Annotated in this window: 26 protein-coding genes; 18 read left to right on the forward strand and 8 right to left on the reverse strand. The window is 46.7% G+C overall.

Features of this window, described 5'->3' with window-relative positions:
* Window positions 1-48: 48 nt before the first annotated feature.
* The 7 genes from ACXACM_RS07900 (at window position 49) to ACXACM_RS07930 (ending at window position 6026) form a co-directional block, all read left to right on the forward strand.
* Window positions 49-807: a DUF3450 domain-containing protein gene (locus tag ACXACM_RS07900; protein WP_216024561.1), complete on the forward strand. Its 759-nt coding sequence runs from the start codon at window positions 49-51 to the stop codon at window positions 805-807.
* 12 nt (window positions 808-819) lie between these two features.
* Window positions 820-2184, forward strand: coding sequence for a MotA/TolQ/ExbB proton channel family protein (locus ACXACM_RS07905; protein ID WP_474820927.1), 1365 nt, complete (start codon window positions 820-822; stop codon window positions 2182-2184).
* Between the two features lie 3 nt (window positions 2185-2187).
* Window positions 2188-2712: a MotA/TolQ/ExbB proton channel family protein gene (locus ACXACM_RS07910; protein WP_474820928.1), complete on the forward strand. Its 525-nt coding sequence runs from the start codon at window positions 2188-2190 to the stop codon at window positions 2710-2712.
* 23 nt (window positions 2713-2735) lie between these two features.
* Window positions 2736-3143, forward strand: a complete 408-nt coding sequence (locus ACXACM_RS07915; RefSeq protein ID WP_216024558.1) for an ExbD/TolR family protein — start codon at window positions 2736-2738, stop codon at window positions 3141-3143.
* Between the two features lie 3 nt (window positions 3144-3146).
* Window positions 3147-3755: an energy transducer TonB gene (locus ACXACM_RS07920; RefSeq protein ID WP_216024557.1), complete on the forward strand. Its 609-nt coding sequence runs from the start codon at window positions 3147-3149 to the stop codon at window positions 3753-3755.
* Between the two features lie 5 nt (window positions 3756-3760).
* Window positions 3761-5074: a tetratricopeptide repeat protein gene (locus tag ACXACM_RS07925; RefSeq protein WP_474820929.1), complete on the forward strand. Its 1314-nt coding sequence runs from the start codon at window positions 3761-3763 to the stop codon at window positions 5072-5074.
* Window positions 5075-5378: 304 nt separating this feature from the next.
* On the forward strand, window positions 5379-6026 hold the full coding sequence (locus ACXACM_RS07930) for a class I SAM-dependent methyltransferase (RefSeq protein ID WP_474820930.1): 648 nt from the start codon (window positions 5379-5381) through the stop codon (window positions 6024-6026).
* 3 nt (window positions 6027-6029) lie between these two features.
* On the opposite strand, the gene ACXACM_RS07935 is transcribed toward ACXACM_RS07930, so the two are convergent.
* A complete protein-coding gene (locus tag ACXACM_RS07935) occupies window positions 6030-6488 on the reverse strand; it encodes a hypothetical protein (RefSeq protein ID WP_474820932.1) in 459 nt (152 codons plus the stop codon).
* Between the two features lie 82 nt (window positions 6489-6570).
* Between ACXACM_RS07935 and ACXACM_RS07940 the strand changes: the two genes are divergently transcribed.
* From ACXACM_RS07940 to ACXACM_RS07960, 5 genes are all read left to right on the forward strand, one after another.
* Complete coding sequence (locus ACXACM_RS07940) at window positions 6571-7665, forward strand: PQQ-dependent sugar dehydrogenase (RefSeq protein WP_474820933.1); 1095 nt, start codon at window positions 6571-6573, stop codon at window positions 7663-7665.
* A gap of 224 nt (window positions 7666-7889) precedes the next feature.
* Entirely contained in the window at window positions 7890-8336 is a 447-nt protein-coding gene (locus tag ACXACM_RS07945; RefSeq protein ID WP_474820934.1) for a DUF192 domain-containing protein, read from the forward strand.
* A gap of 33 nt (window positions 8337-8369) precedes the next feature.
* On the forward strand, window positions 8370-9719 hold the full coding sequence (gene lysC / locus ACXACM_RS07950) for a lysine-sensitive aspartokinase 3 (RefSeq protein ID WP_474820936.1): 1350 nt from the start codon (window positions 8370-8372) through the stop codon (window positions 9717-9719).
* A gap of 36 nt (window positions 9720-9755) precedes the next feature.
* Entirely contained in the window at window positions 9756-10463 is a 708-nt protein-coding gene (locus ACXACM_RS07955; protein WP_474820937.1) for a helix-turn-helix domain-containing protein, read from the forward strand.
* A 110-nt stretch (window positions 10464-10573) separates the two neighbouring features.
* The gene (locus ACXACM_RS07960; RefSeq protein ID WP_474820938.1) at window positions 10574-11497 is read left to right on the forward strand and encodes a DMT family transporter; all 924 of its coding nucleotides are present in this window, start codon (window positions 10574-10576) and stop codon (window positions 11495-11497) included.
* 54 nt (window positions 11498-11551) lie between these two features.
* Here ACXACM_RS07960 and ACXACM_RS07965 read toward each other — a convergent pair whose 3' ends face one another.
* From ACXACM_RS07965 to lptD, 7 genes are all read right to left on the reverse strand, one after another.
* On the reverse strand, window positions 11552-13576 hold the full coding sequence (locus tag ACXACM_RS07965; RefSeq protein ID WP_474820940.1) for a methyl-accepting chemotaxis protein: 2025 nt from the start codon (window positions 13574-13576) through the stop codon (window positions 11552-11554).
* A 225-nt stretch (window positions 13577-13801) separates the two neighbouring features.
* Window positions 13802-14617: a symmetrical bis(5'-nucleosyl)-tetraphosphatase gene (locus tag ACXACM_RS07970; protein WP_474820941.1), complete on the reverse strand. Its 816-nt coding sequence runs from the start codon at window positions 14615-14617 to the stop codon at window positions 13802-13804.
* Between the two features lie 43 nt (window positions 14618-14660).
* On the reverse strand, window positions 14661-15038 hold the full coding sequence (apaG, locus tag ACXACM_RS07975; protein ID WP_474820942.1) for a Co2+/Mg2+ efflux protein ApaG: 378 nt from the start codon (window positions 15036-15038) through the stop codon (window positions 14661-14663).
* Between the two features lies 1 nt (window position 15039).
* A complete protein-coding gene (gene rsmA, locus ACXACM_RS07980) occupies window positions 15040-15861 on the reverse strand; it encodes a 16S rRNA (adenine(1518)-N(6)/adenine(1519)-N(6))-dimethyltransferase RsmA (RefSeq protein WP_474820943.1) in 822 nt (273 codons plus the stop codon).
* The gene (pdxA, locus tag ACXACM_RS07985; RefSeq protein ID WP_474824271.1) at window positions 15858-16844 is read right to left on the reverse strand and encodes a 4-hydroxythreonine-4-phosphate dehydrogenase PdxA; all 987 of its coding nucleotides are present in this window, start codon (window positions 16842-16844) and stop codon (window positions 15858-15860) included. Before pdxA ends, rsmA begins: the two co-directional genes overlap by 4 nt.
* A 15-nt stretch (window positions 16845-16859) precedes the next feature.
* Window positions 16860-18140: a peptidylprolyl isomerase SurA gene (gene surA / locus ACXACM_RS07990; RefSeq protein ID WP_474820944.1), complete on the reverse strand. Its 1281-nt coding sequence runs from the start codon at window positions 18138-18140 to the stop codon at window positions 16860-16862.
* Window positions 18141-18200: 60 nt separating this feature from the next.
* On the reverse strand, window positions 18201-20444 hold the full coding sequence (gene lptD, locus ACXACM_RS07995; RefSeq protein WP_474820945.1) for an LPS assembly protein LptD: 2244 nt from the start codon (window positions 20442-20444) through the stop codon (window positions 18201-18203).
* Between the two features lie 351 nt (window positions 20445-20795).
* Here lptD and djlA point away from each other — a divergent pair, with 351 nt between their 5' ends.
* The 6 genes from djlA (at window position 20796) to recO (ending at window position 26185) form a co-directional block, all read left to right on the forward strand.
* Window positions 20796-21638, forward strand: a complete 843-nt coding sequence (gene djlA / locus ACXACM_RS08000) for a co-chaperone DjlA (RefSeq protein ID WP_474824273.1) — start codon at window positions 20796-20798, stop codon at window positions 21636-21638.
* A complete protein-coding gene (xerD, locus tag ACXACM_RS08005) occupies window positions 21638-22552 on the forward strand; it encodes a site-specific tyrosine recombinase XerD (protein WP_474820947.1) in 915 nt (304 codons plus the stop codon). The genes djlA and xerD overlap by 1 nt, the downstream gene beginning before the upstream one ends.
* A gap of 151 nt (window positions 22553-22703) precedes the next feature.
* Complete coding sequence (locus tag ACXACM_RS08010; protein ID WP_474820949.1) at window positions 22704-23486, forward strand: DsbC family protein; 783 nt, start codon at window positions 22704-22706, stop codon at window positions 23484-23486.
* A 2-nt stretch (window positions 23487-23488) separates the two neighbouring features.
* Window positions 23489-25222 carry a single-stranded-DNA-specific exonuclease RecJ gene (recJ, locus tag ACXACM_RS08015; protein ID WP_474820950.1) on the forward strand — a complete coding sequence of 578 codons (1734 nt, stop codon included), beginning with the start codon at window positions 23489-23491 and terminating at the stop codon, window positions 25220-25222.
* Entirely contained in the window at window positions 25206-25487 is a 282-nt protein-coding gene (locus ACXACM_RS08020) for a hypothetical protein (RefSeq protein WP_474820952.1), read from the forward strand. The genes recJ and ACXACM_RS08020 overlap by 17 nt, the downstream gene beginning before the upstream one ends.
* Window positions 25488-25498: 11 nt before the next feature.
* The gene (recO, locus tag ACXACM_RS08025) at window positions 25499-26185 is read left to right on the forward strand and encodes a DNA repair protein RecO (RefSeq protein ID WP_474820953.1); all 687 of its coding nucleotides are present in this window, start codon (window positions 25499-25501) and stop codon (window positions 26183-26185) included.
* The last annotated feature ends 48 nt before the right edge of the window (window positions 26186-26233 follow it).

The raw sequence follows: 26233 nt of genomic DNA on the forward strand, positions 1-26233 counted from the left end.
TTTATTGTCGGCACGTGCCGATTTCTTTTAACAGTAAGGTTTGAATGTATGAAGCTTTTCAACTCGTTGCTGCTGGCGAGTGCCCTGACGGCCACTTCCGCCATGGCACAAGACGATAATGTCTTGAAACCCGTTGTCGATGAGGCTGCAAAAATTAATGAAAGTGCGGCTAAGTCACAAGACAAAATTAACAACATCGCTGACCAAATCGATAACAAACTTCAGGCTTTTAAAACCTTGAATAAGGAAATCGAAGGTCTGGAAGTTTACAACAACCAGCTTCGCAAGCAGATTGCCAACCAGGAACAGGAAATGGCTGATCTGAACGCTTCAATTGATGAAGTTTCCGTTATCGAGCGCCAGATTACGCCTTTGATGATTCGCATGATTGACGGCCTGGAGCAGTTCGTTGCTTTGGATGTGCCTTTCTTGCCAGAAGAGCGCAGCAAGCGTATTGAAGATCTTAAATCTATGATGGACCGTGCTGACGTATCGCCTTCAGAGAAGTTTCGCCGCGTTATGGAAGCCTATCAGGTTGAAATGGATTACGGCCGCACAATGGAAGCTTACAGCGGTATTCACAAAATCGACGGTTCTGAGCGTGATGTTGAATTCTTGCGCTTGGGTCGTACAGCGCTGATTTACCAAACACGTGATGCAAGCAGTCAAGGTGTTTGGAACAAACAAACACGTCAGTGGGAAGAGCTGGACAGCAGTTATCGTACACAGATCACAAAAGGTCTGCGTATGGCCAAGAAACAATTGGCCCCAGACCTGTTAATGCTGCCTGTAGCGATCACGGACTAAGAGGTAAAGATCATGTTTAAACAAATTAAATGGCTCGCGGCAGGTCTGACCGCAGCAACATTGAGCTTCGGTGCAGTAGCAGAAAATGAGCGTGCACTGGATTTGGACGCACTGCTAAAGCAGCTTGAAGAAGGGCAGTTCGCTCAGTCTCAACAAAACAAACAACGCGAGCAGGACTTCATGGCCCAGCGCGCGCAGCAGGATCAAATCCTTGCTGATACACGCAAAAAGCGTGATCAAATGCTGGCGAACTCTGAATCCCTTGAAACGCAGTTTGAAGAAAACGAGTTTAAGCTGGCTGATTTAAATCAGGCGCTGGATACGCGATTGGGTTCTTTGAAAGAACTGTTTGGTGTACTTCAGCAGGTAGCTGGGGATACTAAGAGCAAGTTCCAAAACTCTGTTATTTCAGCGCAAATTCCAGGACGTTCAGAATTTCTCGACAACATGGCACAGGAAATGGGCAAGAGCTCTAAACTGGCTTCTATTGAGGAAATCGAGCGCGTATGGTTTGAGATTCAGCGTGAAATGACTGAGTCAGGCAAGGTTACTACCTTTGAGACTTCAGTCGTTGAAGCGGGTGGCCAGAAAGTCAATAAAGACGTAGTTCGAGTAGGTCCATTCGCGTTAGTTTCTGACGGCAAATACCTGGATTTCAACGGCATCACAGGCACGGTAGCTGAACTTATTCGCCAGCCTGCTGACCGCTACGGCAGCTCTGCTGCTGAGCTTCAAGCGTCAAATGGCGACCTCGTACAGTTCGGTATCGACCCTACGGGCGGTTCTATCCTCGGCCTCCTCGTTCAGGCGCCCGACTTAAAAGAGCGTGTAGAGCAAGGTGGTGAAGTGGGTTACATCATCCTAATTGTTGGTGCTATTGGCCTGTTGTTAGCCCTTGAGCGTCTGATTAGCCTGACCCTGATTAACGGCAAAGTGAACAAGCAGCTCAAGAGTAAGGAAATCAAAACTGACAACCCGCTTGGTCGCGTGTTGAAAGTGCGTGAAGATTACCCAAATGCAGATGTTGAGGCGTTAGAACTTCACCTGACTGAAGCGATTCTAGGCGAAGTACCAAAATTAGGTCGTAACCTGACTATCATCAAGATAATTTCAGTTGTTGCGCCTCTGATGGGTCTGTTGGGTACGGTAACCGGTATGATTAACACCTTCCAGGCAATTACCTTGTTTGGTACGGGTGACCCTAAACTGATGGCTGGTGGTATCTCAACCGCATTGGTAACTACGGTACTTGGTCTGGTTGTAGCAATTCCTATGACATTACTTTACGCCATGCTCAATACCCGTAGTAAGAATATCGTGTACGTACTGCAAGAGCAGGCGTCTGGTGTTATCGCAGAGCGCGCTGAGCGGGGCTAAGCCATGATCGCATTTCTCGAAGCCATACGTGATTTTACAGAGACAGGAGGCCAGGTACTCCTGGTCATCGGTCTACTGATATTTATCATGTGGTTACTTATTCTCGAGCGTGCGATGTACCTGCTGATCTGGCACAAAAACTTCAAAAAGCAGGCCGTGGCGAGCTGGAAAGCTCGTCAGGATCGCTCTTCCTGGTTTGCAGCGCAAATTCGACAGAAGACGATTTCTGGCCTGACTATACGGTTACAGGGGAGTATCCCCATCATTCAGGCGTTGGTGGCACTGTGTCCGCTACTTGGTCTGATGGGTACTGTAACCGGAATGATTGAAGTATTTGATGTAATGGCCATTTCAGGCTCGGGTAACGCCCGCTCTATGGCATCTGGTGTGTCGAAAGCCACCATCCCGACAATGGCGGGTATGGTTGGAGCATTGTCAGGGGTTTTTGCCTCTACCTGGTTAAACCGCATGGTTAAAACAGAACGCTCACACTTAGAAGACGCCTTAATTATTGATCGCAAAGGCTAGGCCTTTCTGTCAGGAATCCAATTATGAAGCAGCATTTTCAAAATCTGATAGACGAAGAAGAAGCAACAATTGATATGACGCCCATGCTGGACGTTGTTTTTATCATGCTTATCTTCTTCATTGTTACCGCCTCTTTCGTAAAAGAAGCGGGTATTGATGTTAATCGTCCTGAAGCGGCAACAGCGGTTAAGCAGGATAGAGCAAACATCCTTATCGCCATATCTGATACGGGTGAAATCTGGATTAACAAGCGTCGTGTTGATGTACGCGCGGTACAGGCGAACATCGAGCGACTGCATGCTGAGAATCCACAGGGCACTGTGGTTATTCAGGCAGACCAGAAAGCCACAACAGATACACTAATTAAAGTGATGGATGCCTCCCGTTCGGCAGGCGTATACGAAGTTTCAATCGCAGCACAAGAGCCATAAGCCATGCCACGATTTATCATCGCATTTGTCATTTCGCTGGCCATTACGCTGGGTCTGTTCTTCTTGATGCAATCCCTTATCAAGATGGGCGGAAGTGCGTTAACCGAGCCACCAAAAGGCAGTGTGCTTGACTTCGTAAGGGTTAAAAAAGAGGAAACGGTCGAGCAAAAAGACCGCAAACCTCGTAAGCCACCCCCGCCGAAGGAGCCGCCGCCTCAAATGAGTCAACCGCAAATGGACTCACCGTCTCCGGACGCGTCTGGTACCTCCATGAATTTTGGTGGTGACGTGGGCGCTGAAGTCGCACTGGATGGTGGTTTAGCTCTTGAATCGGGTGATGGAGAGTATCTGCCTATCGTTAAGGTTGCGCCGGTTTATCCCCGTCGAGCACTACAACGAGGCATAGAAGGTTTTGTTATTGTTGAATTTACAGTAACGAAATTAGGTACAGTCCGTGACCCTATCGTTGTGGAAGCTAACCCGCAAGGGATATTCGAGCAAGCAGCAATGGATGCCGCAATGAAGTTCAAATACAAGCCTCGGGTTGTCAATGGTGAAGCCACAGAAGTATCTGGCGTGCAGAACCGTATCACCTTCCAAATTGACGGATAAATAATATGAGTATGATATTATCTAAACGTTTGCTTAGTGCGGTTTCGCTTTCCGCTGCTTTATTGGTGCCCTGTTTATCTGTGACCTTAGTTTCGACCAGCGTGCAGGCCCAGGAAGTAAAAGCCAGCGATAAGAAAACCCGTAAGGTACCTACACTGCGTTCCAAGGTGTACGAGCAACTGGCTCGTGCCCAGGCAGCTGCCGATGAGGACAAGATTGACGAAGCAATCGAAATTCTCAGCGAAGTGGAAGACAAAAAGGACTCCATGAACAGCTACGAACGGGCCATGATGTATAACTTCTACGGCTTTATTTATTACAATGCCGAGCAGTACGACAAAGCGTTGGATTCCTTTGCCCAGGTAGTTGAACAGCAACCTATACCAGAGAAGTTTGAAATGACAACTCTGTTTAGTCTGGCGCAACTAAACCTTATGCAAGGTAATTACGACAAGAGTATTCAGTATCTCGAACGTTGGGAGTCGCTGAATCCAGGCCCTGTTCCTCCGAAAAATCTAATTTTGAAAGCGCAGGCTTATTATCAGAATAAAGATTACGAAAAAGCCGAGCCGTTTATTACCCAAGCCATTGCCGATCACGAAGCACAAGGCATGATCCCTGATGAAAACTGGTTGATTTTACAGCGGGCGATTTATTATGAGCTAAAGCAGCCGGAAAAGGTCAAAAACGTCCTGGTTAAGCTGGTTAAGCTGTTTGATGAACCCAAGTATTGGATCCAGCTTGCAGGTATGTACGGTGAGTTAGGTGAGGAACGCAAGCAATTAGCTATCATGGAGTCGGCTTATCAGCAAGGCTACATTGAGTCTGCGGCCGATATCTTTAACCTCGCTCAGCTTTACTATTACCACAAGGTACCTTACAAAGGCGCTTTGCTAATGGAACAAGCGATGGATCAAGGTGCACTGGAGAAAAATCTTCGAAACCTTCGCTTCCTGGGCCAAAGCTGGACGCTGGCGAAGGAACAGGACAAAGCCATTCCTGTGATGCAGTCAGCAGCTGAACTGTCTGAAGACGGTGAACTGGATGCGCAACTTGCGCAAATCCTGCTCAATGCAGAGCGTTGGGATGACGCCATCACTGCTGCGGATAACGCAGTGCAGAAAGGCGATTTGAGAAACCCGGGCATTGTTTATCTTATCAAGGGCATGGCGCTTTATAATAAGAAGCAATATGCGCTGGCGCTCAACGAGTTAGCTGAAGCTGAAAAACATCAGAAGAGTAAGGCGATGGCACAGCAGTGGAAGCGTTTCGTTGAGACTGAAAAGACGCAATCAGAGCGCTTACAAGCTGATATTTAAAACGCGATCATGGTTGTATTGATTGAAAATTCAATACACTGCGACTTAAAAAAGCCGGTTCCTTGCAACCGGCTTTTTTGCGTTAAGAAAGTACGGTTACTTTACTATAAGCAGTCTGCCAACTATGCTGTCAGCAAGTACATTGGTAGCATCCGTATTCTTTTCATGGCGTAGGTATCGTCAATCATTCTGTGAAGAAGTCATTGTTGAGGTAAAGTTCTAATTCACGATGCTATGAGGCTTACTATTTACAATGGCTTGGTGAAAATATATTGCACTCGGGCCAGTTAACAAGGCAAAACATATGTCTGACCAAAGTAACATTAACGAAAATAGCTATAACCTGACGCCGGTTTTATACGATGTTCGCGGATTTTTTATTCTTACTCTTGCCTATCGTAATACACTGAATTCACAAGTGCGTTTCTTCGCTGAAAATCTTAAAGGCCGTCACCTTGAGTGTGCTATTGGTACAGGAACTTTCACAGAAATCTGTATGAAACACGCCCGTAAAAAACATCCTCAGCAGAATTTCTCCCTTGTTGGAGTCGATTACTCAAAAGCCTTAATGGGTGGTGCGAAAAAGAAACTCAAGGGTGCTGAACTTGCTATTGAAGATCTTCGGGACATGAGTTTCCCGGATGCCTCTTTCGATTCTGCTAACCTACCGAATGGTTATCACACCATTGCCGATATTGAAAAGGCGATGGTAGAGATTTGTCGCGTATTAAAACCTGGTGGTACCTTGTATATGAATGTGCTTTTGTATCCAGGTGAAGGCTTCATGAACAAGATAAGTAAGAAGGTGAATGATTACGGTCAGCGCACTGGTATTCTCAATCGACCCTACACCCGTGAGGAAGTCCTGGATAGCTTACCTGCTTTAGGATTGCGCCTTGATGAAGCCTATACTATTCAAAATTGCATATTTATTAAGACGACGAAACTATAGAGGCTAAGCGTCTTTTGTCTTGTGTCTCCTTGAATACCAAGTAGTAAAAGCCAGCCCACCAAATACGCCGGCAAGCATTTGAAGGCTCAGTCCAGTGGCGTTTCTTGCACCGGCGATAAGCGTAATGTTCATAATTGGGTACATGGCGAGTAGCATGGTGAGCATTGCGACGCTACCAGCAATGGGGACGAGATATGGACGGCGAGAAAATCGTTGAGTGAGGTTGGCAGTAACCAACAGTGCGATAAAAAGTGCCACTGCGATGGCCGACCCATAGGCTGGCAACAACCCCCACAGATCGTACACAGTTGTGAAGAGCCGATCTTCCAAAGCAATAACCACGTTGATTTTCGATAGTTCATGCAGCACCATCTGGGTATGAAACACACTGGCACATAGGTAGGTGCATGCCCAACAAAGCAAAAATGCCTGCCAGAATACTGCGTCACGGACAATTTTCATAAACAGCAATGGTTTGTTTATTTACTATTATCGCATCATTTCATGAGGTGCGTGATAACACAAGGTTTCCATGGGAGTGACAATGGGTAAAGTCAATAAAGCGTTTTACGTTGTGCTTGTCTGTTTGTGGAGTATTTTTAGTAGTCATGCGCAGGATATAAATTACGAAGTCACAAGCATATCGCCAGAACCCCTTAGAAAGCCGTGGGCATTGACATCTTTACCTGACGGGCGTTGGCTTATAACGGAGCGCGAAGGAAATGTGGTTGTGCTGGGTGGCAAAGAAGGGCTTTTGCGTTTGCCAGTCCCCCTGGATAATTTATATGTAGCCGGGCAGGGCGGCCTGCTGGATATTGCTCTGACTCAGGATTTTGCATTGTCGGGCAGAGTTTTACTCACGTTTTCTGAAGCTACGTCTCAGCGCAACCATCTTGCCGTTGCCAGCGCCCGATTTACCAACGATACATTGTCGGATGTAAGAGTTATTTTTCGCGTCGCACCGGATAAAGACACACCGGTACACTACGGTGGTCGGTTGGCAGTATTGGATGACGGTACCTGGTTAGTCACAGTGGGAGACGGTTTTGATTATCGTGAACACGCACAGAGGCTGGATAGCCAACTGGGGAAGGTATTGCGCTTGCGTGAAGATGGGGCTGCGCCTCAGGACAACCCTATTCCAACCGCACCGTACGTTTTCACACTTGGACATAGAAACCCACAAGGGTTGCTCGTAGACGAGAAAACCAAAAATATCTATTTGCACGAGCATGGTCCCGACGGCGGTGATGAAATTAATTTACTTGAGGCAGGGAGAAATTACGGGTGGCCAGTTGTCACACTGGGGTTGGATTATTCAGGTGCGCGAATTTCACCTTTTACTGAATATGAAGGTATGGCTGCTCCTCTTTTCAATTGGAGCCCATCAGTTGCGCCGTCTGCCATGATTCTGTATGAAAATAATGCTTTTGAAGCGTTAACGGGCACCTTACTGATAACAACCCTAAAAGCGAAATCCTTGATTAGTGTAAATATAAAGTCTTCAAAGCCCACCCAAACTGAACCATTTCCCACTATTCAAACGCGTTTAAGAGATATCGCTACTGATAAGCAGGGAAATATATATCTGTTATCAGACGGTGACGATGCAGCACTGTTACAGATAAAACCTAAATAAAAATCTGTCTACTGACCATGCAGTCTTTCTGTTACGCACCGACTTCCCCTCGAGTTCATCCATCGCTGTTTGAACTTCGATAAAATGAAAAGTTTTTGACAAAGCAGACGCTGATGCAAGAGCGAATAGCATTCCGACGTTGAATGTTGCCTGACTTGGCGTATAAACTAGCAGGCCGGGCTCCGTGAGGGGCCGGCTTTTTTTGTGCTGACAAGGAAGAGATAATGAAATTTGTCATGGTATTTAGAAATCTGCTATTGGTTTTTTGTGTGACGTTGGCTGCCTGTCAAACTGCAGCCCAGGAGGCTGTGGAGTTTGAATCTGCAACCATTGTCATCGCCGGTCAACCTTTGTCGGTGGCGTTTGCAAAAACACCTGAACAGCGAGCCCGTGGATTAATGTTTCAAAAGTCCATGTGCGAAGATTGCGGTATGTTGTTTCAATTTTTACCCGAACGGCAAGCCAGCATGTGGATGAAAAATACCTTCATACCTTTGGATGTGGCATTTATCGACAGAAATGGCGTGATAACAGATATAAAACCGATGACGCCCCACGATTTAACTTCTGTGGGGGCTTCTAAAGCGGTGATGTACGCGCTGGAAATGAACCAAGGGTGGTTTGCCGCGAATAACATTCGCGTGGGTGACCACATTAATGTCAAACTGTAACACGAAAACGTGTTGGGAAAACCGGAGTTAACCGTGACTATCTCTTTAAATATCGCCAAATTTGGCGGTACAAGCGTTGCTACCTATGAAGCTATGCAAAACTGTGCTCGTATTGTGGCAGGTAACGAAGCTACCCGTATCGTGGTGGTCAGTGCGCAGGCGGGTGTAACAAACCATCTGGTGAGTATTGCTCACACCGCCATGACAAGCGAACAAATCAAAGAGACCTGCCAGGCAATAATTGATATCGAACTGGCAGTACTAAATCAGCTAAAAGACAAAGCCAGCACAGGGTCGAAATTGGAGGATTTGTTTGAAGAGTTGCGGGGCCTGGCTAATCACGAAGAAATTCTGCATCGGGACGATCTTAAGGATCAGCTTCTCTCCATGGGCGAGCGCATGTCTTCACTATTGTTTTCTGCTGTACTGGCTGAGCAGGGCGTAGCGACTTTGAACTTTGATGTAAGAAAAGTACTGCGCACTGATAACGAGTTTGGCGAGGCTGTTCCACAGTTAGACGACATTGCTCAACTGTCTGAGCAACTTCTGCGCCCTGAGATGGCAAATGCTATTGTGGTAACTCAGGGGTTTGTTGGCGCAAATGAGGAAGGTAAAACAACCACATTAGGGCGCGGTGGCTCTGATTTCACTGCAGCGCTGTTAGCTGAGGCGTTAAACGCTGATACCTGTGAAATCTGGACCGATGTTACCGGGGTGTATACCACTGACCCTCGTATTGTTTCCGCGGCTTACCCACTACCAGAATTAAGCTTCGAAGAAGCCGCAGAAATGGCTACTTTCGGTGCTAAGGTACTTCACCCGGCAACTATGGAGCCGGCTCTGCGCAAAGACATTAAAGTATTCGTTGGGTCCAGCAAAGCCCCTGAAAAAGGCGGCACCTGGATAATGCGCGATTGCAAGGATGAACCCCCCTATCGTGCGATTACCCGCCGTAAAGAACAAGTGATGGTAACGGTGAAAACGCCTAAAATGATGTATGCACAGGGCTTCTTGCAACAGGTTTTTGGCATAATTGCCAAGCACAAACTCAGTGTTGATTTGGTCACCACTTCGGAAATTTCAGTGTCATTTACCTTGGACAACCCGGCAAATTCCGTTGCTTCCAGACTCAATAAAGAAACCATTGCAGAACTGGAAACCATCTGTGACGTAAAGGTGGAGAAAGGATTTGATTTGGTCACGGTAGTGGGTAATCACATGCAAACGGCGAAAGGTGTCTCCAGTAAGATATTTGCCGCGGTTCACGATTACAACCTGCGAATGATTTGCTTTGGTGCCAACCCGCACAATATGTCGTTTCTGGTCAATGAGCAGGACAGTAACGACATCGTGCAGAAACTGCATAAAGAATTGTTTGAATGACCAGGAGGAAAGGGGAGTGTTTTCCCCTTTTTTCACATGTCTGATTCACTCTCAATTCGTTCATACAGTAAACAAACCGTGGGGCATACCCATAACTTTCATCAACTGGTGTTGCCTTTAAGCGGTGTGATCAATATTAGTGCTGGCGAGATTAGCGGGAAAGTAGCACCTGGGGAATGTGTGGTGATCCGCGGCGGGACAGAACATCACTTTACCGCTGAAGAGCAGGCGAGGTTCGTTGTTGCTGATCTACATTCGTTACCGGACAATATATCGTCAGCAAGCGCCAGTGTTTTCAGGGTAAGCAAGCCCATGTCCGCCTTGTTGGAGTTTGTTGAATCCCAACTTGAATATCGTGTGAGCAAGCATGTTGAACTGTCAATGATGGATACCTTTATCGCTGTGCTGAGTGAGCAGCAACAGGGGCACAGTTTAGATCTTCGTATTCGCAATGTTATTGATTATATAGATAGCCGATTGGATCAGCCTCTTGATGTGTCTCAGTTGGCAAAGGTAGCTTGTATCAGCGCTACTCAGTTCAAAAAACTCTTTCGCGAGCAAATGGGCCAAACGCCTGCTCGCTACATTACCAAACTTAGAATGGAAAAAGCACGGGCACTGATCATCCATACTGATATGCCTCTACAGCATGTTGCAGAAGCTGTAGGCTATCAAGACTTCTCTGCTTTTAGCCGACGTTTCTCACAGTTTTTTGGTTTATCTCCATCTCGGTTATTACAGTAATCGTTCAGAGTTACTCCGTCTGAATACCGTAAATAAGCGTCTCTTCTGCAAAGTTTTACTCCTGCCTCATTATTATAATTATCAAAATTTATCATACTTTAACGAGCTTTATGTTTAATCAACAAGGCGTATTTGCATACATTTTAGCTATTACTGTTGCCAGTGTTTTATGGGGAACCACAGGCGCTGCGGCGAGTTTTGCTTCTGACGTGAGTCCGTTAGCTATTGGTGCCATTGCTACTGGTGGCGGTGGCTTTCTATTGTCTCTTAAAGCACTACGGCACTTGTATAAACAGTGGTCTTCGCTACTACAACACAAACATCTGGTGGTATACGGCGGTTTGTGCGTGGCCGTGTATCCACTGGCATTTTATTCATCCATGCGTTTAGCTGGTGTGGCCATTGGAACCGTGGTGTCTATTGCCAGCGCGCCTTTATTTGCGGTGTTGTTAGAAAAGCAATTTAATAATAAACCTGTAACAGGGAAGTGGATGCTGAGTTTCTTGTTGGGGTTTATCGGTATTCTTTGTCTTACACTGGCAAAACCTCATAACATCAGTACAGCATCACTCGGGTTTGAGCGGGAGTGGGGGATCATTCTCGGTTTGGTTGCCGGATTAACCTACGCAGCTTATTCATGGACGGGCAAAGCGATGATCGTTCGTGGGATTAATGCCAGTGCTGCCATGGCAGTGCAATTTGGTGTGGCATCGGCATTATTGTTGCCTTCTTTGTATTTTACGGGTGAAAATCTGCTTGCCAGTGAAATCAATGTTACCGTGGCACTATACATGGTGTTTATCCCCATGTTCCTGGGCTATGTGTTGTTTGGCTTTGGGTTACAAAGAATTGATGCTAGTGTCGCTACGTTAATCACTCTGTTGGAACCTGTGGTCGCCACTTTACTCGGTGTTTGGCTATTATCTGAGCGCTTTTCTTTTACTGGCTGGTTGGGAATTCTGCTAATCGCATTTTGCATCGTTGTACAGTTAGTTAAGCCCAGCCATAAAAAACGGTTAGCAGTGAAGGAGTAGGCAGGTTCTAGCGGGGTTGTGCGCCATCATACAGATGATGGCGCATTTAAATAATTATACTTTAAACTGGCGGATAGAGTGTTGAAGCTCTTCAGCAAGGCGAGCTACTTCAGTACTTGACTCAGACGTTTGTTGTGCACCTACACTAGTCTCTTCTGCAATACCCACAATAGTCTCAAGTTTCTCACTGATTTCCTGAGATACGTTGTTTTGCTCTCGAGCAGATTGCTCAATTTGGGTACTTACGTCATAGGCCTTGCGTACGGCTTCTGAAATTACGTCAAGGGCCTTGGTTGCGTTGTCCGTTTGTTCTACACAAACCGCAGTCTGCTCTTTACCCTGATTCATTACCGATACAGCTTTTTCCGCGCCAGCCTGGAGCACTTCAATCATAGCATTAATCTCTTGGGTAGATTGCTGGGTACGGGAAGCAAGGGTTCTCACCTCATCTGCAACTACCGCGAAACCACGGCCTTGTTCACCCGCCCGAGCAGCCTCGATAGCAGCATTCAAGGCGAGTAGATTGGTTTGATCGGCAACACCGCGAATAACGTCCAGGATCCCGCCGATACTCGCGCTGTCCTGGTGCAGCTTGTTGATAACGTCTGCAGCTTGCTGAACATCTTGCGCAAGGACTTCAATGGTCTTTTTATTTTCCATTGAAATAACCCGTACTTTTTCTGCTTCTGTGTCGGCGTTTTTAATTTCGTTAAGCGTATCCTCAGCACTCTGAGAAACCAATTGAGAGGTACTATGCATTTCTGTAGTTGCTGTTGCTACCTGTGCAATTTGTGACTTCTGGTTTTGAATTGAATGCGTTGTCTGCGTGGTTACCGTGGAGGTTTGCTCAGAAGCTGCAGCCAACTGTTCTGCCCGATTATTGATACCCGCAATCAGGTTTTTAAGATTGGCGATTAATTTATTACAGTTGTCTGCAAGTTGACCAAACTCGTCTTCCGTAGAAATGTTCAGTGTTTGGGTTAGATCGCCAGATGAAGCAACGGTAAGTAATTCGTTAACTCTGTTCAGCGGGCGTGTAATAGCCATTACAGTCCAGTAGCCTATGCCAATTGCAGCCACTAAAGACGCAATGGCGACAACAATAACAATAGTATTACCGGAGGTTACTTTTGATGAAACCTGCTCGTCAATTTCCTGGGCTTTTCGATCAGCCAGTACGAGCAGACTTTCCAGTTCCTGGATCCCTTGTTGTCCGTTTTCGTCTGAACGGGCCAAGGCCTGTTCCGCAGCACTGCGATAATCAAGTCGAGCTTTTTGAAGCTGTAATACGCCATCACTACCCGTCACAGCATCTAAGGCATCGTTAACTAAAGAGACTATTTCGTCCAGTGTACCTGTTGTGTCGTTGCCTGCAGCTGCACCTTGCATTGAATTCATCAACTCGCGGACATTGCCAACAATCAGCTCTACTTCGTTACCGATAACCTGTGCTCTCACCTGAGTTTGTGTCTTTCTGTACTCGGTGGTGACAGTAATGAGAGACATGAGTGCAGTTTCTAGTTTGTTGCCAATCTCGGCTGCATTCTGCAAAGCGTTGCTAGCGGCAACTTCGTCAGATTCTGAAAAGTCGAGTAGATAAGTAGACGCGTCGTCGGCGTTATCTTCGAGGTCGCCTACACGATCGTCGATGGCATTGCGCATTTCCATAGATTGCTTGTGATTAGCGTACATGGCTTCGACATTGGTGACGTATTCTTCATAAGCACGCTGGGTTTTTTCCAAGCTTTCACTCATGGCGTTGTCGTCTGCCAGTACGTTTTCAAGTTTGCGCAATTCCGTTTCGAATTGGGTCTTACTAGTGGTAAAAGTGTCGTATTTTGCGTCAAGATCAGTGAGGCTGTCTTCGATATAGGCTTCAAATGTGACTCTGCCCATGTTAAGAAAGCTCGCTTTCAATGCGTTACTACTACTTAACGTTGGTACCGCAACGCGGTTAACTTCATCTACCCCTGCACCCACAGAGTTAAGATTGACCAATGATGAGACGCTGATAATTATCAATAGTAAACTTATGGTTATAAACCCACCGATAATCCGCATTGCTACCGTGATTTTCATCCGAACTCCTGAAGCACTATGCTGTTTTTATAATTTTTAGCATTCCCATTCACTTTTTCAAACGCGATTGCTACTCAAAACGTTAATTGTTGACCAATTTTTATCGACCAGCAAGGACGATTCTTTAGACTTAAGTATATTGGTTGTGATGATTCTACCCATAAAGAGACTCAAATCGCTATAGCAAATAGCCTTAAGGGCGTATTTTACCGCATGGATATGTATTTATCGTGATACCTGTATTAAAGAATTGGATTCTTTATGAAACGCGGTCATTTTGTTTCCCCATACATAACCGGTATCTAAACCGACAAAGCGGTTGGTGTGAGTTTCGCCGTCGAGTGCAGCCCAATGTCCGAATAAAACTTTGTCTTTGGGCTTAAGTTTTGCGTTAGGGAACTGAAACCAGGGCTGGATATGAGCCGGTGCATCGTCGGGATGATGCTTTGTGGCAAACTCCAAAGATGCATCGGATTTTAAAAAACGCATGCGGGTACAGGCGTTAATAATGAAACGTAGTCTGGGAATGCCTTGAAGGGTATCAGACCATGTTGTGGGTGTGTTTTTGTACATTTGAAGTAATAGAGTGCGCCAGTCCGGGCCGCTAAGATGCGCCGCAACCTCTTCACTGTAACCCAACAATTCTGATATGGACCACGACGGGTACAAACCTGCGTGAACAACCACCGTGTGGGTATCGATAGCCAGTGCGAGTGGGAACTGGCGCAACCAATCAACATAATCGGGCAACTGCTTGTCTGACAAAAGGTTAGTAAGACGATCCCCTTTCTTTGCCGGCTTTATATCCTGAGTGACAGCAAGCAAGTGTAAATCGTGATTCCCCAAGACAGTGCTAAAGCGGGAACCCAAACCCAGGAGATACTTTAGGGTTGCCAGGGAGTCTTCACCCCTGGCAACTAAGTCACCAACGGCAATAAGCCTATCTTTACGTTCGTCAAATTGTACTTTTTCAAGGAGATCCATTAACCCGCTGTAGCAGCCTTGGATATCCCCCACGATAAACGTATTGGATTTCGCCATAGATACCTCGAAACCAGTGGTTTAAGCTTAAGCTGCGTTAACGTTAGTTAATTGCGTTCGGCACGCGAAGACTAAAAATATCGATGGGTACACGGAAGCGAGTACCGTTTTGGTTTTCCATTTCATAATAGCCTTGCATACTTCCTACTGGCGTGTCCAGCAGCGCGCCGCTAGTGTATTGGTACTCGTCTTCAGGAGCAATCATGGGTTGTTTACCCAGCACGCCTTCCCCTTTCACTTCTGTATTTTTTCCATTCCCGTCGGTAATTAACCAGTAGCGCTGAAGTAGTTGTACGGGCTGATTGCTGTGGTTGCGAATGGTGACCTGGTAAGCAAATGCAAACTTGTCTTTGTCGGTCGCGGGGTGATCAGGCAAGTGGCGGGTGGAAACTGCAATAAGAATGTCGGGTGCACTTGTCATATTAATGTGCTCCGTCCCTTTCAAATACACAATTAGCCACGGCGGCAAAATCTGCCAGAGACAGGGTTTCCGCTCGCGCTGTCGGGCTTAATCCAAGGGCGACTAACTCATTTTCATTTACCCACTCAGATAAGCTGTTACGGATGGTTTTACGGCGCTGATTAAATGCCGCAGCACACACTTTTTCCAATAGTTTAACTGATGACACCGCTACAGGCGGTTGCGCATGTGGAATTAATTTAACCACCGCTGAATCGACTTTCGGAGGTGGCTTAAATGCTCCTGGTGGAACATGTAGTACCGGTACCACAGCACAATAATATTGTGCCATCACAGATAAGCGGCCGTAACTTTTTGAGCCCGGACCTGCAGCAAGCCTATTAACCACTTCTTTTTGCAACATAAAGTGCATGTCACGAACAAGGTTTGCGAAGCTGAACAGGTGAAACATCAGCGGCGTCGAAATGTTATACGGCAAGTTACCGAAAACTCTGAGTTTTGCAGTTTCGCCAGACTGTTCGGGTAGTAAACTGCTGAAGTCGAATTTCAGGGCGTCCTGCTCAATTACCGTGAGCTTCTTGCCGTGAAAAGGGTGGTGACGCAAGCGCTCTGCCAGATCTCTGTCCAATTCAACCACGGTGAGTTTATTAACCTGCTCGCACACTGGGTCAGTTAACGCGCCCAGGCCAGGCCCAATTTCTACCAGGTTCTCACCATCCTGTGGGTTTATTGCGCTTACGATGTTGCTAATAACGTAGTCATCGTGAAGGAAGTTCTGCCCAAACCGCTTTCGTGCAGTATGGCCTAAATGTGTTTTACTCATTGCTGTTTATTCGCTAACTCGATGGCTTTTTCCAATGCCTTTCTAAAACTGCCGGCGTCGGCTTGACCAGTTCCGGCCAGGTCACATGCGGTACCGTGGTCAACTGATGTTCTGATAAAGGGCAGACCCAGGGTAATGTTAACTGAGGCACCAAAGCCCTTGTATTTTAGTACCGGCAATCCCTGATCGTGATACATGGCTAGGACAACGTCAGCATCGTCGAGGTATTTGGGTTGGAAAATAGTGTCGGCAGGCAGGGGACCGATGATATCCAGTCCTTCGGCTCTGAGTTCTTCCAGCGCCGGAATAATGGTTATCAATTCTTCAGTGCCTAAATGCCCGCCCTCACCGGCATGAGGATTTAACCCGCAGACATAAATGCGTGGCTTTTTAATACCGAACTTAAGGGTCAGGTCTGTATTAATAATATGGATAACTTTGTACAGGCGATCCCGGGTTATTGCCTTAGACACGTACTCAAGGGGAATATGTGTAGTAGCCAGCGCAACGTTAAGCCCCTCAGTCGCCAGCAACATTACCACGTCTATGGTATTTGACTGATAGGCAAAGTACTCGGTGTGCCCACTAAAAGAAACGCCAGCTTTATTAATAATGCTTTTGTTAACAGGCCCGGTAACCACAGCGTCGAAGTCCTCGTCCATATTTGCCTGACAGGCCTGACGCAGTGTTTCTACCACATAGTGGCCATTGTCGCTGTCGAGTTCTCCGGGGATGACTTTCACCGCAGCGTCAATTTGCTGAATAAACAATGAGCCAGGAGGAAGAATGTCGGTGTTATCGCTATCGAAATCGACAAGATTTATTGGTAAACCGAGTTGCCCGGCTCTGTCTTCCAACATAGCCTTGTCACAGAATACCACCAGTTGTGCCTGCCACGTTTCCTGTGCAAGTGCCAGAATAAGATCGGGTCCTATTCCAGCCGGCTCACCTGGTGTCACTGCTATGCGTATAGGTTTCATGATGTGGGCTCGCGTTGCTTATTCCAGTACTTCGATATAAGCAGAATCACGCATTTCACGCAACCATGCTTCCGATTCTTCTTTGAACTTCCGGTTATACAAAAGTTGTGACGCTCTGTCTTCTTTGCGCTTTTCTGTTGCATCGTCAAAGCGGCGTTCCATTAACTGCATCAAGTGCCAGCCGTGAACCGTTCGAACTGGCTGGCTATACTCACCAGGCTCCAACTGTGCAAGGGTGTCGCGGAACTCAGGCACGTAGATGGTGGGGTCGGCCCAACCCAACTCACCACCTTTAAGAGCAGAACCTGGATCTTCTGAATATTCTTTAGCTAATTCCGCAAAATCAGCATCGCCATCAATGAGTTGCTGACGGAATTCAAGTAACATGGACTTTGCTTTTTCGTCACTTAATATGATTGATGGCTTAATGAGTATATGGCGAGAGTTCACTTCTTCTATGGTAACTTTTTCGATACCCCGGGTGTCTTTGATCTTCAGGATGTGAAAACCTGCGCCACTGCGAATAGGGCCAATTAGCGCGCCATTTTCCTTACCCTGTACCGCTTCTGCAAACAGGGTAGGCATAGAGTTTATATTCAGCCAGCCTAAATCACCGCCTTCGAGGGCATTCGTACCTGAAGATGAAGTGATGGCGATCTTGGTGAAGTCAGCACCGCCCTCAAGTATTTCGATTACCTTGTCAGCGCGGTTGCGGGCACTGGTAACGTCTTCATCTGTCGGGTCAGAGGGCAAACCAATAAGAATATGGCCAAGGTTATATTCGGCTTGCTCTGCACCTTGCTGGTCCATCAGTTTTACCAAACCTTCTATTTCCTGTTGAGTGATGTACACCCGTCTGCGCACATTTGCCCGGCGCACTTCACCCACAATCAATTCTTCTCTGACGTTTTCCCGATAATCGTCGTAGGACATGCCTTCTCGCTGTAACTCTGCACGTAAATCATCGACAGTAGCACCTTGTTGTTGTGCAATATTGGTGATTGTTTGTTCGAGTTGCGGATCACTCACCTGTACACCCATACGTTCAGCCATCTGCATTTGCAGACTCTTAATAATGAGACGTTCGATGGCTTGAGTCCGCAGTACCCGGTCTGAAGGCAGCGCCTGTCCCTGGGCTTCGGCGTTGCGTTTCACTTCTTCAATAAGTTTTTCTATTTCGCTTTCAAGAACAACGCCCTGGTCAACGATGACCGCTGTGCGGTCTAAAGATACAGTTTGTGCCATGCTCATAAATGAGAAAAGGGCACTGATGTAAATCGCGCGGATAATGAACTTCATAATCACTCTTTTTATAGGTTTACTGTTTGCAGACCAGCATTTTCATTAATGCCAGGCGCGTTAATTTAAACTATATGGCTGCCGGTAGCCAAACAATCCGTTTGTCAGCATATTCTGACTGGTTGATGAAGACCCCATCCCCTTAAAGATAAAGTTCATGGAGATCCCGGAATCAAACTCGTCTAAAGACTGTGCGCCATCTGCTGTAAAACGGTTGCTGATTTGTCTTTGGGCAACAATTTGGATTGCCCAGCAACACGACTCGTACTGCACGCCAACATAGTTTTCAACACTGCGGTCTCGGTCTAAATCACGGTAGGTTCTCCCTACCAGTTGCCAGCGTTCTGACAGCGGCCAACTGGCCGATATTCCTACTTGGTCAATGGTTTCACCAGATAGTTCCCGAACGTATCGATGGGTTAATTGCATCAGCTTGCTACTGCTTCTGCGATATTCGAAGGTCGTACTGCTGCGTTCAACTTTATCTGTTGACGTGGCCAGCTGAACATCATTGTGCAATGTCCAGTTTTCATTAAACCGCCAGTCGAGTTCCACCGCCAGTAAGGAACGATCGTCTTCTCTCACATTACTGATTACCCGGCTGTCATCCAGGTAAAATATCTGACCTATACTAAATACAAATTGTTCCCGGTTTGCCTCGTCTAAAAATCGACTGGTTAATGCCACGGTAAGCTGATTATTATCAGTAATCCGATCAAGGCCTGTGAAATCCCTGTCTCTGAACAAACCTTCAACGTCAGTTAACCACAGTGTGGTATCGTATAACCCAATGTCAGATTGATCTTCATAGGTTGTATAAAGGTACTGCATTCTCGGCTCGAGGGTCATAGACATGTCGTCGTTAAACCAGCTTTGATCCTTTTCGAAGTACAATGCGCCGTAAAGCTTCGCCTGCCCCAAGGTGCGATTTACTTTTTCAGACAGAGTCGTCCCTTCAATATTGTCCTGACGATAATAGGTGTTTAGTGCACTAAACTCTGCGGTAAATTCGCCCCAGTGTCGCTGATAGGGGATGGCTATTGTAGGCTCAGCATGAAAACGCATGGCGGTGGGCGCATCTGATGAAGCACTGTCGAACCATGCCAACTCAGAATTTAGACGAAACTCGAGCAATTCGGCCAAAGGGTAGGTGACATTTAGTTTCGCTTCAGGCAGAGCACGGTACACATCGGTATAGTCACCAATAATTTCAAAATCACGGGCATGTAAAGAAAACAACACGTTGTCTGATGCATAGCTAATACTGGCTGAACGCTGTAAGTGGGTGTCTGCGCGGTTATAGAAATCTGAGCTTAAATCAACAATGTAATTATCATCGCTAATACCATTTAAATTTACTGCCGTGCTCCAGTTCTGGTTAATTTGGCCTTGATGGTAAAGCCGGTAAAAATACCGATCTGGCCCGGTAGAAATGTCATTATCTTTTGCTAAATATTCTACATTAACCTGACTGTAACTGCTTTGAGAAAGATGACGAAACTCTGTCTTTAATTGTAGGCCCCGGCTTGTCATTAAGCGAGGGGACAGGGTCATATCGTAATTAGGCGCCATATTCCAATAAAAAGGTTGCTCGTAATCGATGCCAGTATTGGACGAGTTCGAAATGAGCGGGAATAAAAAACCTGTTTGGCGCTGATTGGTAAGCGGAAAAGCGAAGTAAGGTAAGTAAAATACCGGAACATCACCGAGGTAAAACCGCGTGTGTTTAGCTTCTCCCCAGGCTTTACCTCTTCTTACACTTATTTCTGAGGCGTGAATCATCCATTCTTCTTCACCTTCAGGACACGTTGTGAAGCTCACATCTTTGAGCACGAGACCATCCTGACGGTTTACCGCGATGGTATTGGCATCACCCCGACCAAGAGAGCCGTTCAAATGATAAACTGTGTTGGCCATGGTCAGGCTTTCACCCGCAGAGTCTATATCCACGGTATCTGAGGATACCCGAACCTGTTTGTCCTGATATTCCACGTCGCCTTTGGCAAAGAGCTGCTGGCCATTATCATTAATTTGCGCTTGATCAGCACGAATCGTGGCAGCATCCGAGGTAATATCCACGTTGCCCGAAAACAGTGCGACTTCCCGTTCTATTATTTCGGCCCTGTTGGCTTCTACACGTACTTCTCCTGCAGGCATGAGTTTATCACTGGAAAATGCCACAGGTGATACGGGGCATAAACCCGGTACAGTTGAACTATCGGGGTTTTTAGGTTGATTTTGTTGAGCCACAACAGCACCGCTGCAAAGGGCAGCTAATAGAATGGAGGCACAGGTTTTATTCATGTATAGACGGTTGGCCTGTTTCTGTCGTCACATCGCGGGTTGCACAGTGTATTGAGTAAGCGATGCGAAGGTGTCCCGAGTTAAGGCATTCCCCACGCCAAGCAGGGGATTGCCAGATAAAAGAGGTAATTCTAAGCACTTCTGCGCTAAGAACCAACCGTCAACGCCAAAAAAAAGACAAAGTTTTGCCTTAGTGTGACATCATAAGTGAAAACCAGCCCTTTAAACTACGTCTTTAGATGCCATATATCACGGATTACTGTAGGGTAAAAATTCTCCCGGGTTTGCGATTAATGCCTCAGGGGATGTGAGGCGTAAGCCAAATAGTCAGAAATAAACAGGAGTATGGCGATGTTATTTTGGGGAAAGATCCTCGGGTTCATTTTTGGGTTTATGTTTCTGAAAATACCTGGCGCTATTTTGGGACTGATAGTCGGTCACTTCTTTGATAAAGCATACAGCCAGGATTTTAATCAGCTCGGCGGGTTCGGCCGTTTTTTTACCGACCAGTCTGGCGTTAAGCAGCAGGCCGTTTTTTTTCATGCGTTGTTTTCCTCTCTCGGTCACCTTGCTAAGTCTGACGGCCAGGTAACAGAACGGGAGATAAAAATTGCTACCTTGCTGATGGATGACATGCAATTAGGTGGTGATGCGCGCAGTGAAGCACAGCAAGCGTTCAGGGAAGGTAAATCAACGGATTTCCCGTTGGCGGATACGTTGCGAGGATTAGTAGAATCGTGTCATGGACGCAGGGATATCCTGCAGATGTTTCTCGAAATTCTCATTCAGGCCGCATTTGCTGACGGCACCTTGTCTACACCTGAATACAAGGTGTTAGAAAAAGTTGCACGGGCCTTGGGTTTTAAACGTCAGGACTTAGATTTTCTTATCTCTGCTTATGAAGCCGAAATTCGCTTCAGACAACGGGGCGGTGCTCGCGGGCAGCAATATCAGCAGCGCAGTCAAACCTACAGCGAAACTCAAACCCTTGAAGATGCATATCGCATCTTAGGGGTGACGGCGTCGGATGATGAAAAAGCTATTAAACGGGCATACCGCAAGAGAATGTCGGAACATCACCCCGACAAGCTCGCCTCAAAAGGTTTGCCAAAACAGGCTATGGAAATTGCCAAGGGCAAGGCGCAGGACATTCAGGCCGCCTACGAACTAATAAAAGAAAAGCGCGGTTTCTAATGGCGAGAAAGGAACCGCTTTCTGTTCCCAACGCATCTGTTATTGATGAGTTTATCGATATGCTTTGGCTGGAGAAGGGACTCAGTGAACACACCCAGCAGAGCTATCGCACCGACCTGACAAAAATGGCGCTTTTTTTTCAGAGTCAGGGTACTCGTGATTGTCGAATGCTAACTACAGAGTCATTACAAAGCTATTTACACGAGCGTCACAAGCAAGGCCTTTCAGCCCGAAGCACCCAGCGTGCAATGTCTGCAATGCGGGCTTTTTACTTATTTTTGATAAACCGTCAGGTACGCACCGACAACCCTGTAACTCAACTTGGCAACCCGAAAATTCCTAAGGCGTTGCCCTCGTCTCTGAGTGAAAAACAGGTGGAAGACCTGCTGGCAGCGCCCGATGATGAGGACCCTGTAGAATGTCGTGATCGCTGCATGCTCGAAGTACTTTACGCCACAGGGCTACGAGTCACTGAACTTATAAGTTTGCGTCTGGATCAGGTGAGCTTACAGCAAGGTGTAGTGCGGGTTACCGGAAAGGGAAATAAAGATCGCTTAGTGCCTCTGGGCGAAGATGCTATGGATTGGATAACCACTTATATGAAGGTCGCGCGGCCTGCTTTGCTAAAACACCAGACAGATGTGCTCTTTGTAAGTTTACGGGGCGTGCAAATGACGCGACAGACCTTTTGGCATCGAATTAAAATCTACGCCCAGCGGGCGGGCATTGAACAGCATCTGTCACCTCATACTTTGCGTCACGCCTTTGCTACCCACTTATTAAATCACGGCGCGGATTTACGAGTGGTGCAAATGTTGTTGGGCCACAGTGATTTGTCGACCACCCAGATTTACACCCATGTTGCCACCGAGCGGCTTCAAAACCTCATCCACACTCACCATCCCCGTGGATAGTTTTATATGTGTCGATGAACCCGAGGTGAGGGCGTATCAGTGACGTTTCTGGCAATTATTATTGTGGTATTATGGCGTTATTGTTATTTTTTGCCCATTGCACCGGTCTTGTAGTTTTCTGATTGAATATCCGGTGAAGCGAGGAGTTACCGTGGAAAAAGTTCGTTATGCCGTGCTAATAGCACTGGGTCTTGTATTGTCTGTAGGCTGCACGGCTGAAACTGTCGAAGAGTCTTCCTCTGTGGGAGCGTCAAAAGAGTCAGCAACGCTAAGCCCATCAGAAAACCAGGCGACAATTGTATCAAGAGTAAAATCCATCGTGGGCGTCGAGCCAGATACCATAGCCAACGCACCTCTTAAGGGCATAGTAGAAGTTACCGCTGCAAATCAGGTTTTCTATTTGTCTGAAGATGCAAACTACATGTTGTTTGGCCATATTTACGACCTCAATGCCGGTATGAAAGACCTCACCGAGGTTGCCTTAGGCAAAGTCAGGCTTGACGCCATTGCCCCTTTTCAGGATGACGCAATTGAATTTAAAGCCGACGACGAACAACATGTCATTACTGTATTTACCGATTACACCTGTGGTTATTGTAAAACGCTTCACCGAGATGTGGACGAATTAAACGACGCAGGCATTACAGTGCGTTACCTTGCATGGCCACGGGCTGGATTGGGGACGGAAAATTACGAGAACATGGTGTCAATCTGGTGTGCAGCAGATCCCAAATCTGCATTGACCAGAGCCAAATCCATTGCTAACCCAACCTTTGGTGGAGAACGTTGTGCAAATACAGTTGCGGAACAATTCACTGCCGGTCGAGACCTGGGGGTGCGCGGTACACCTGCCATCATATACGATAATGGAAAACTGGTGCCGGGTTACAAACCTGCTAAAGTACTCATTCAGGATATTTTTGAATCTGAATAACCATGTCATTACCTATAGTCAGACGAGCACTTGGTGAGGAAAACCGGCTGAGTGCTGAATTACATCCTGTATTGGACAGGGTTTATCGTGGTCGGGATATTTCTGACATTAACGAGTTAAACACCACGGCAAAAGCCTTATTGCATTACGAGCAATTGCAGGACATTCACAAAGCAACGACACTTCTTGTCGCAGGGCTGTACCAGCAGAAAAAAATTACAATTGTCGGTGATTTCGATGCCGATGGAGCCACTTCTACTGCAGTATGCATGCTGGCGTTGAAACAAATGGGTTTCGAACGCGTCAGCTATCTGGTACCGAATCGGTTTGATTTTGGTTATGGGCTGAGTAAGCAAATTGTTGATATTGCGTCTGAAGAGGGCGCAGAAATTATTGTTACCGTTGACAACGGGATCGCCTGTTACGATGGCGTAGCGCATGCGAAAGCGCTGGGAATAAGTGTTATTGTCACCGACCATCATTTGCCCGGCCAATCATTGCCAGACGCTGACGCTATTGTGAACCCCAATCGAACTGATTGCGGATTTCCTTCTAAAAGTATCGCTGGCGTTGGCGTAGCGTTTTATCTCATGTTGGCACTGCGGGCAAGATTGCAGGAAAACGGCTGGTTCAACACTACTCGTCCTGCTCCGAATTTAGCCAATTTACTGGATATTGTAGCGGTGGGAACCGTGGCTGATGTAGTCGGTCTGGACAAAAATAACCGGGTACTGGTTTATCAAGGTCTTCAGAGAATACGCAGTGGCAAGTGCCGACCGGGTATTAAAGCATTGTTTGAGGTAGCTAACAGAAATAAACCCCTGGCTTATTTAACCGCAACTGATCTCGGCTTTGTCATCGGACCAAGACTGAACGCGGCTGGGCGGCTTGAGGATATGGCCCTGGGCATTGAATGTCTGTTGTGTGATGACCCGATGCAAGCCAGACATATGGCCAGTGAACTCGATAGACTAAACCTTCAGCGCAGGGCAATTGAAAACGAAATGAAGGAAGAGGCAGAAGCTGCCTTAGCTTCTATTGACGTGGAAGGCAATCTTCCCCCCGCGCTGGTAGTATATCAACCCCATTTTCACCAGGGTGTGGTGGGAATTGTAGCTGGACGATTAAAAGAGAAATATCACCGACCGGTAATTGTTTTCGCCAACCAAAGTGAGACAGAAATAAAAGGCTCTGCCCGTTCAATACCGGGGTTACATATTCGCGATATCCTCGACGAAGTCAATACGGCATGGCCTGGTGTAATAGACAAGTTCGGTGGCCATGCTATGGCAGCAGGCCTGAGTTTGTCGCTGGAAGCGCTTCCCGCCTTTGAAGCGGCATTGCATAAAATAACGCAAAAACACCTGAGTGATCTTGATGGTGATAAAGTGATTTTATCCGATGGGGAGTTGTCTGCGGATGAACTCGAGCTCGAACTAGCCCACACCTTGCGTCAGGCTGGTCCTTTTGGGCAGGGCTTCGAAGCGCCTCTGTTCGATGGCATTATGGACCTTGTTGACCAAAGAATGGTGGGCGAAAACAAAAATCACCTCAAGCTTGTACTTCGAAAAAGCAATGGCGAAGAAGTGGATGGAATTGCGTTTAACGTAGATACTTCAGTTTGGCCAAGTGGGACTTGCCGACGAGTACATGTTGCATATCAGCTCGATATTAATACGTTCAGAGGTCGTGAGTCGCTTCAATTATTGATAGAAGAGATTGAACCCGTTGAGTGAAGGTAGGGAATTAACACAAAAACATCCGTCACTTACCCATAGTGAACAGTGTAAAGTTGTATCACATGTACAGCGAGAAGAAGGCGAATGGGTAAGGCATACGCTAATGATAGAAAATGTGGATGTTCCTTTCGTGTTTCGCCGTAAACAGGTTTACCAATCTCTCAAAGGGGCGCGGGTTAATTTAACGTATTACCCTCAGCAGACGTTAGTGGGCGGCCTAGAATTTGAATTTATGAAAGTCGTTCGCATAAAGCGAAGCTAAGGCCCGGTCAAATGGACAGTTGGTTACGGGGGTATGTACTGCATCGAAGAGCGTATCGGGAAACCTCCTATATCGTCGATTTGTTTTCCTTTGAATCTGGCAGAGTGAGCGCAGTTGCCAAGGGTATTCGCAACAGTAAGTCAGACAGAAAAAGTCTTCTTCAACCCTTCCGCCCACTGCGGTTTCAGTTGACGGGCAAAACAGATTTAAAAAATTTGAAATTGCTGGAAAGCGACGGTAATGCAGTACAATTGCAGGGAAGAGCGCTGTTTTGTGCAATGTATCTTAACGAAGTCATTAATCGCTTATTGCCCCAGGGTCTTCCAAGTGAATGGATGTTCGAACGTTATCAACAGGCCCTTGACAGTCTTGAGTGTTCAGCGGATCTCGAATTAACATTACGGGAGTTTGAGTTTTCCCTTTTGGAAGAAATGGGTATGCTGGCAGACTGGTTTTCTGATGGCTCATCCGGGGAGCCAGTGCAGAGCGGTGCCTGGTATGTGTACTCGCCTGAACAAGGTTATGTAATAAGTAGTCGGCCAGATCAGAAATACAGGATCTCTGGCAGCGCATTATTGGCATTGGGAGAGGGAACCTGGACGCCAGAAGCGCGGCGCGCAGCAAAATTAATTAACCGTCAGGCGTTAAATGTGATGCTTGGTGGCAAGCCGCTTAAAAGCAGAGAGTTATTTCGATAGTTGCTGGCGATACTTTTGCAGCAGTTTTTGTAACAGATATACATTACT

Source organism: Alteromonas sp. AWQ4_252 (assembly GCF_056158205.1).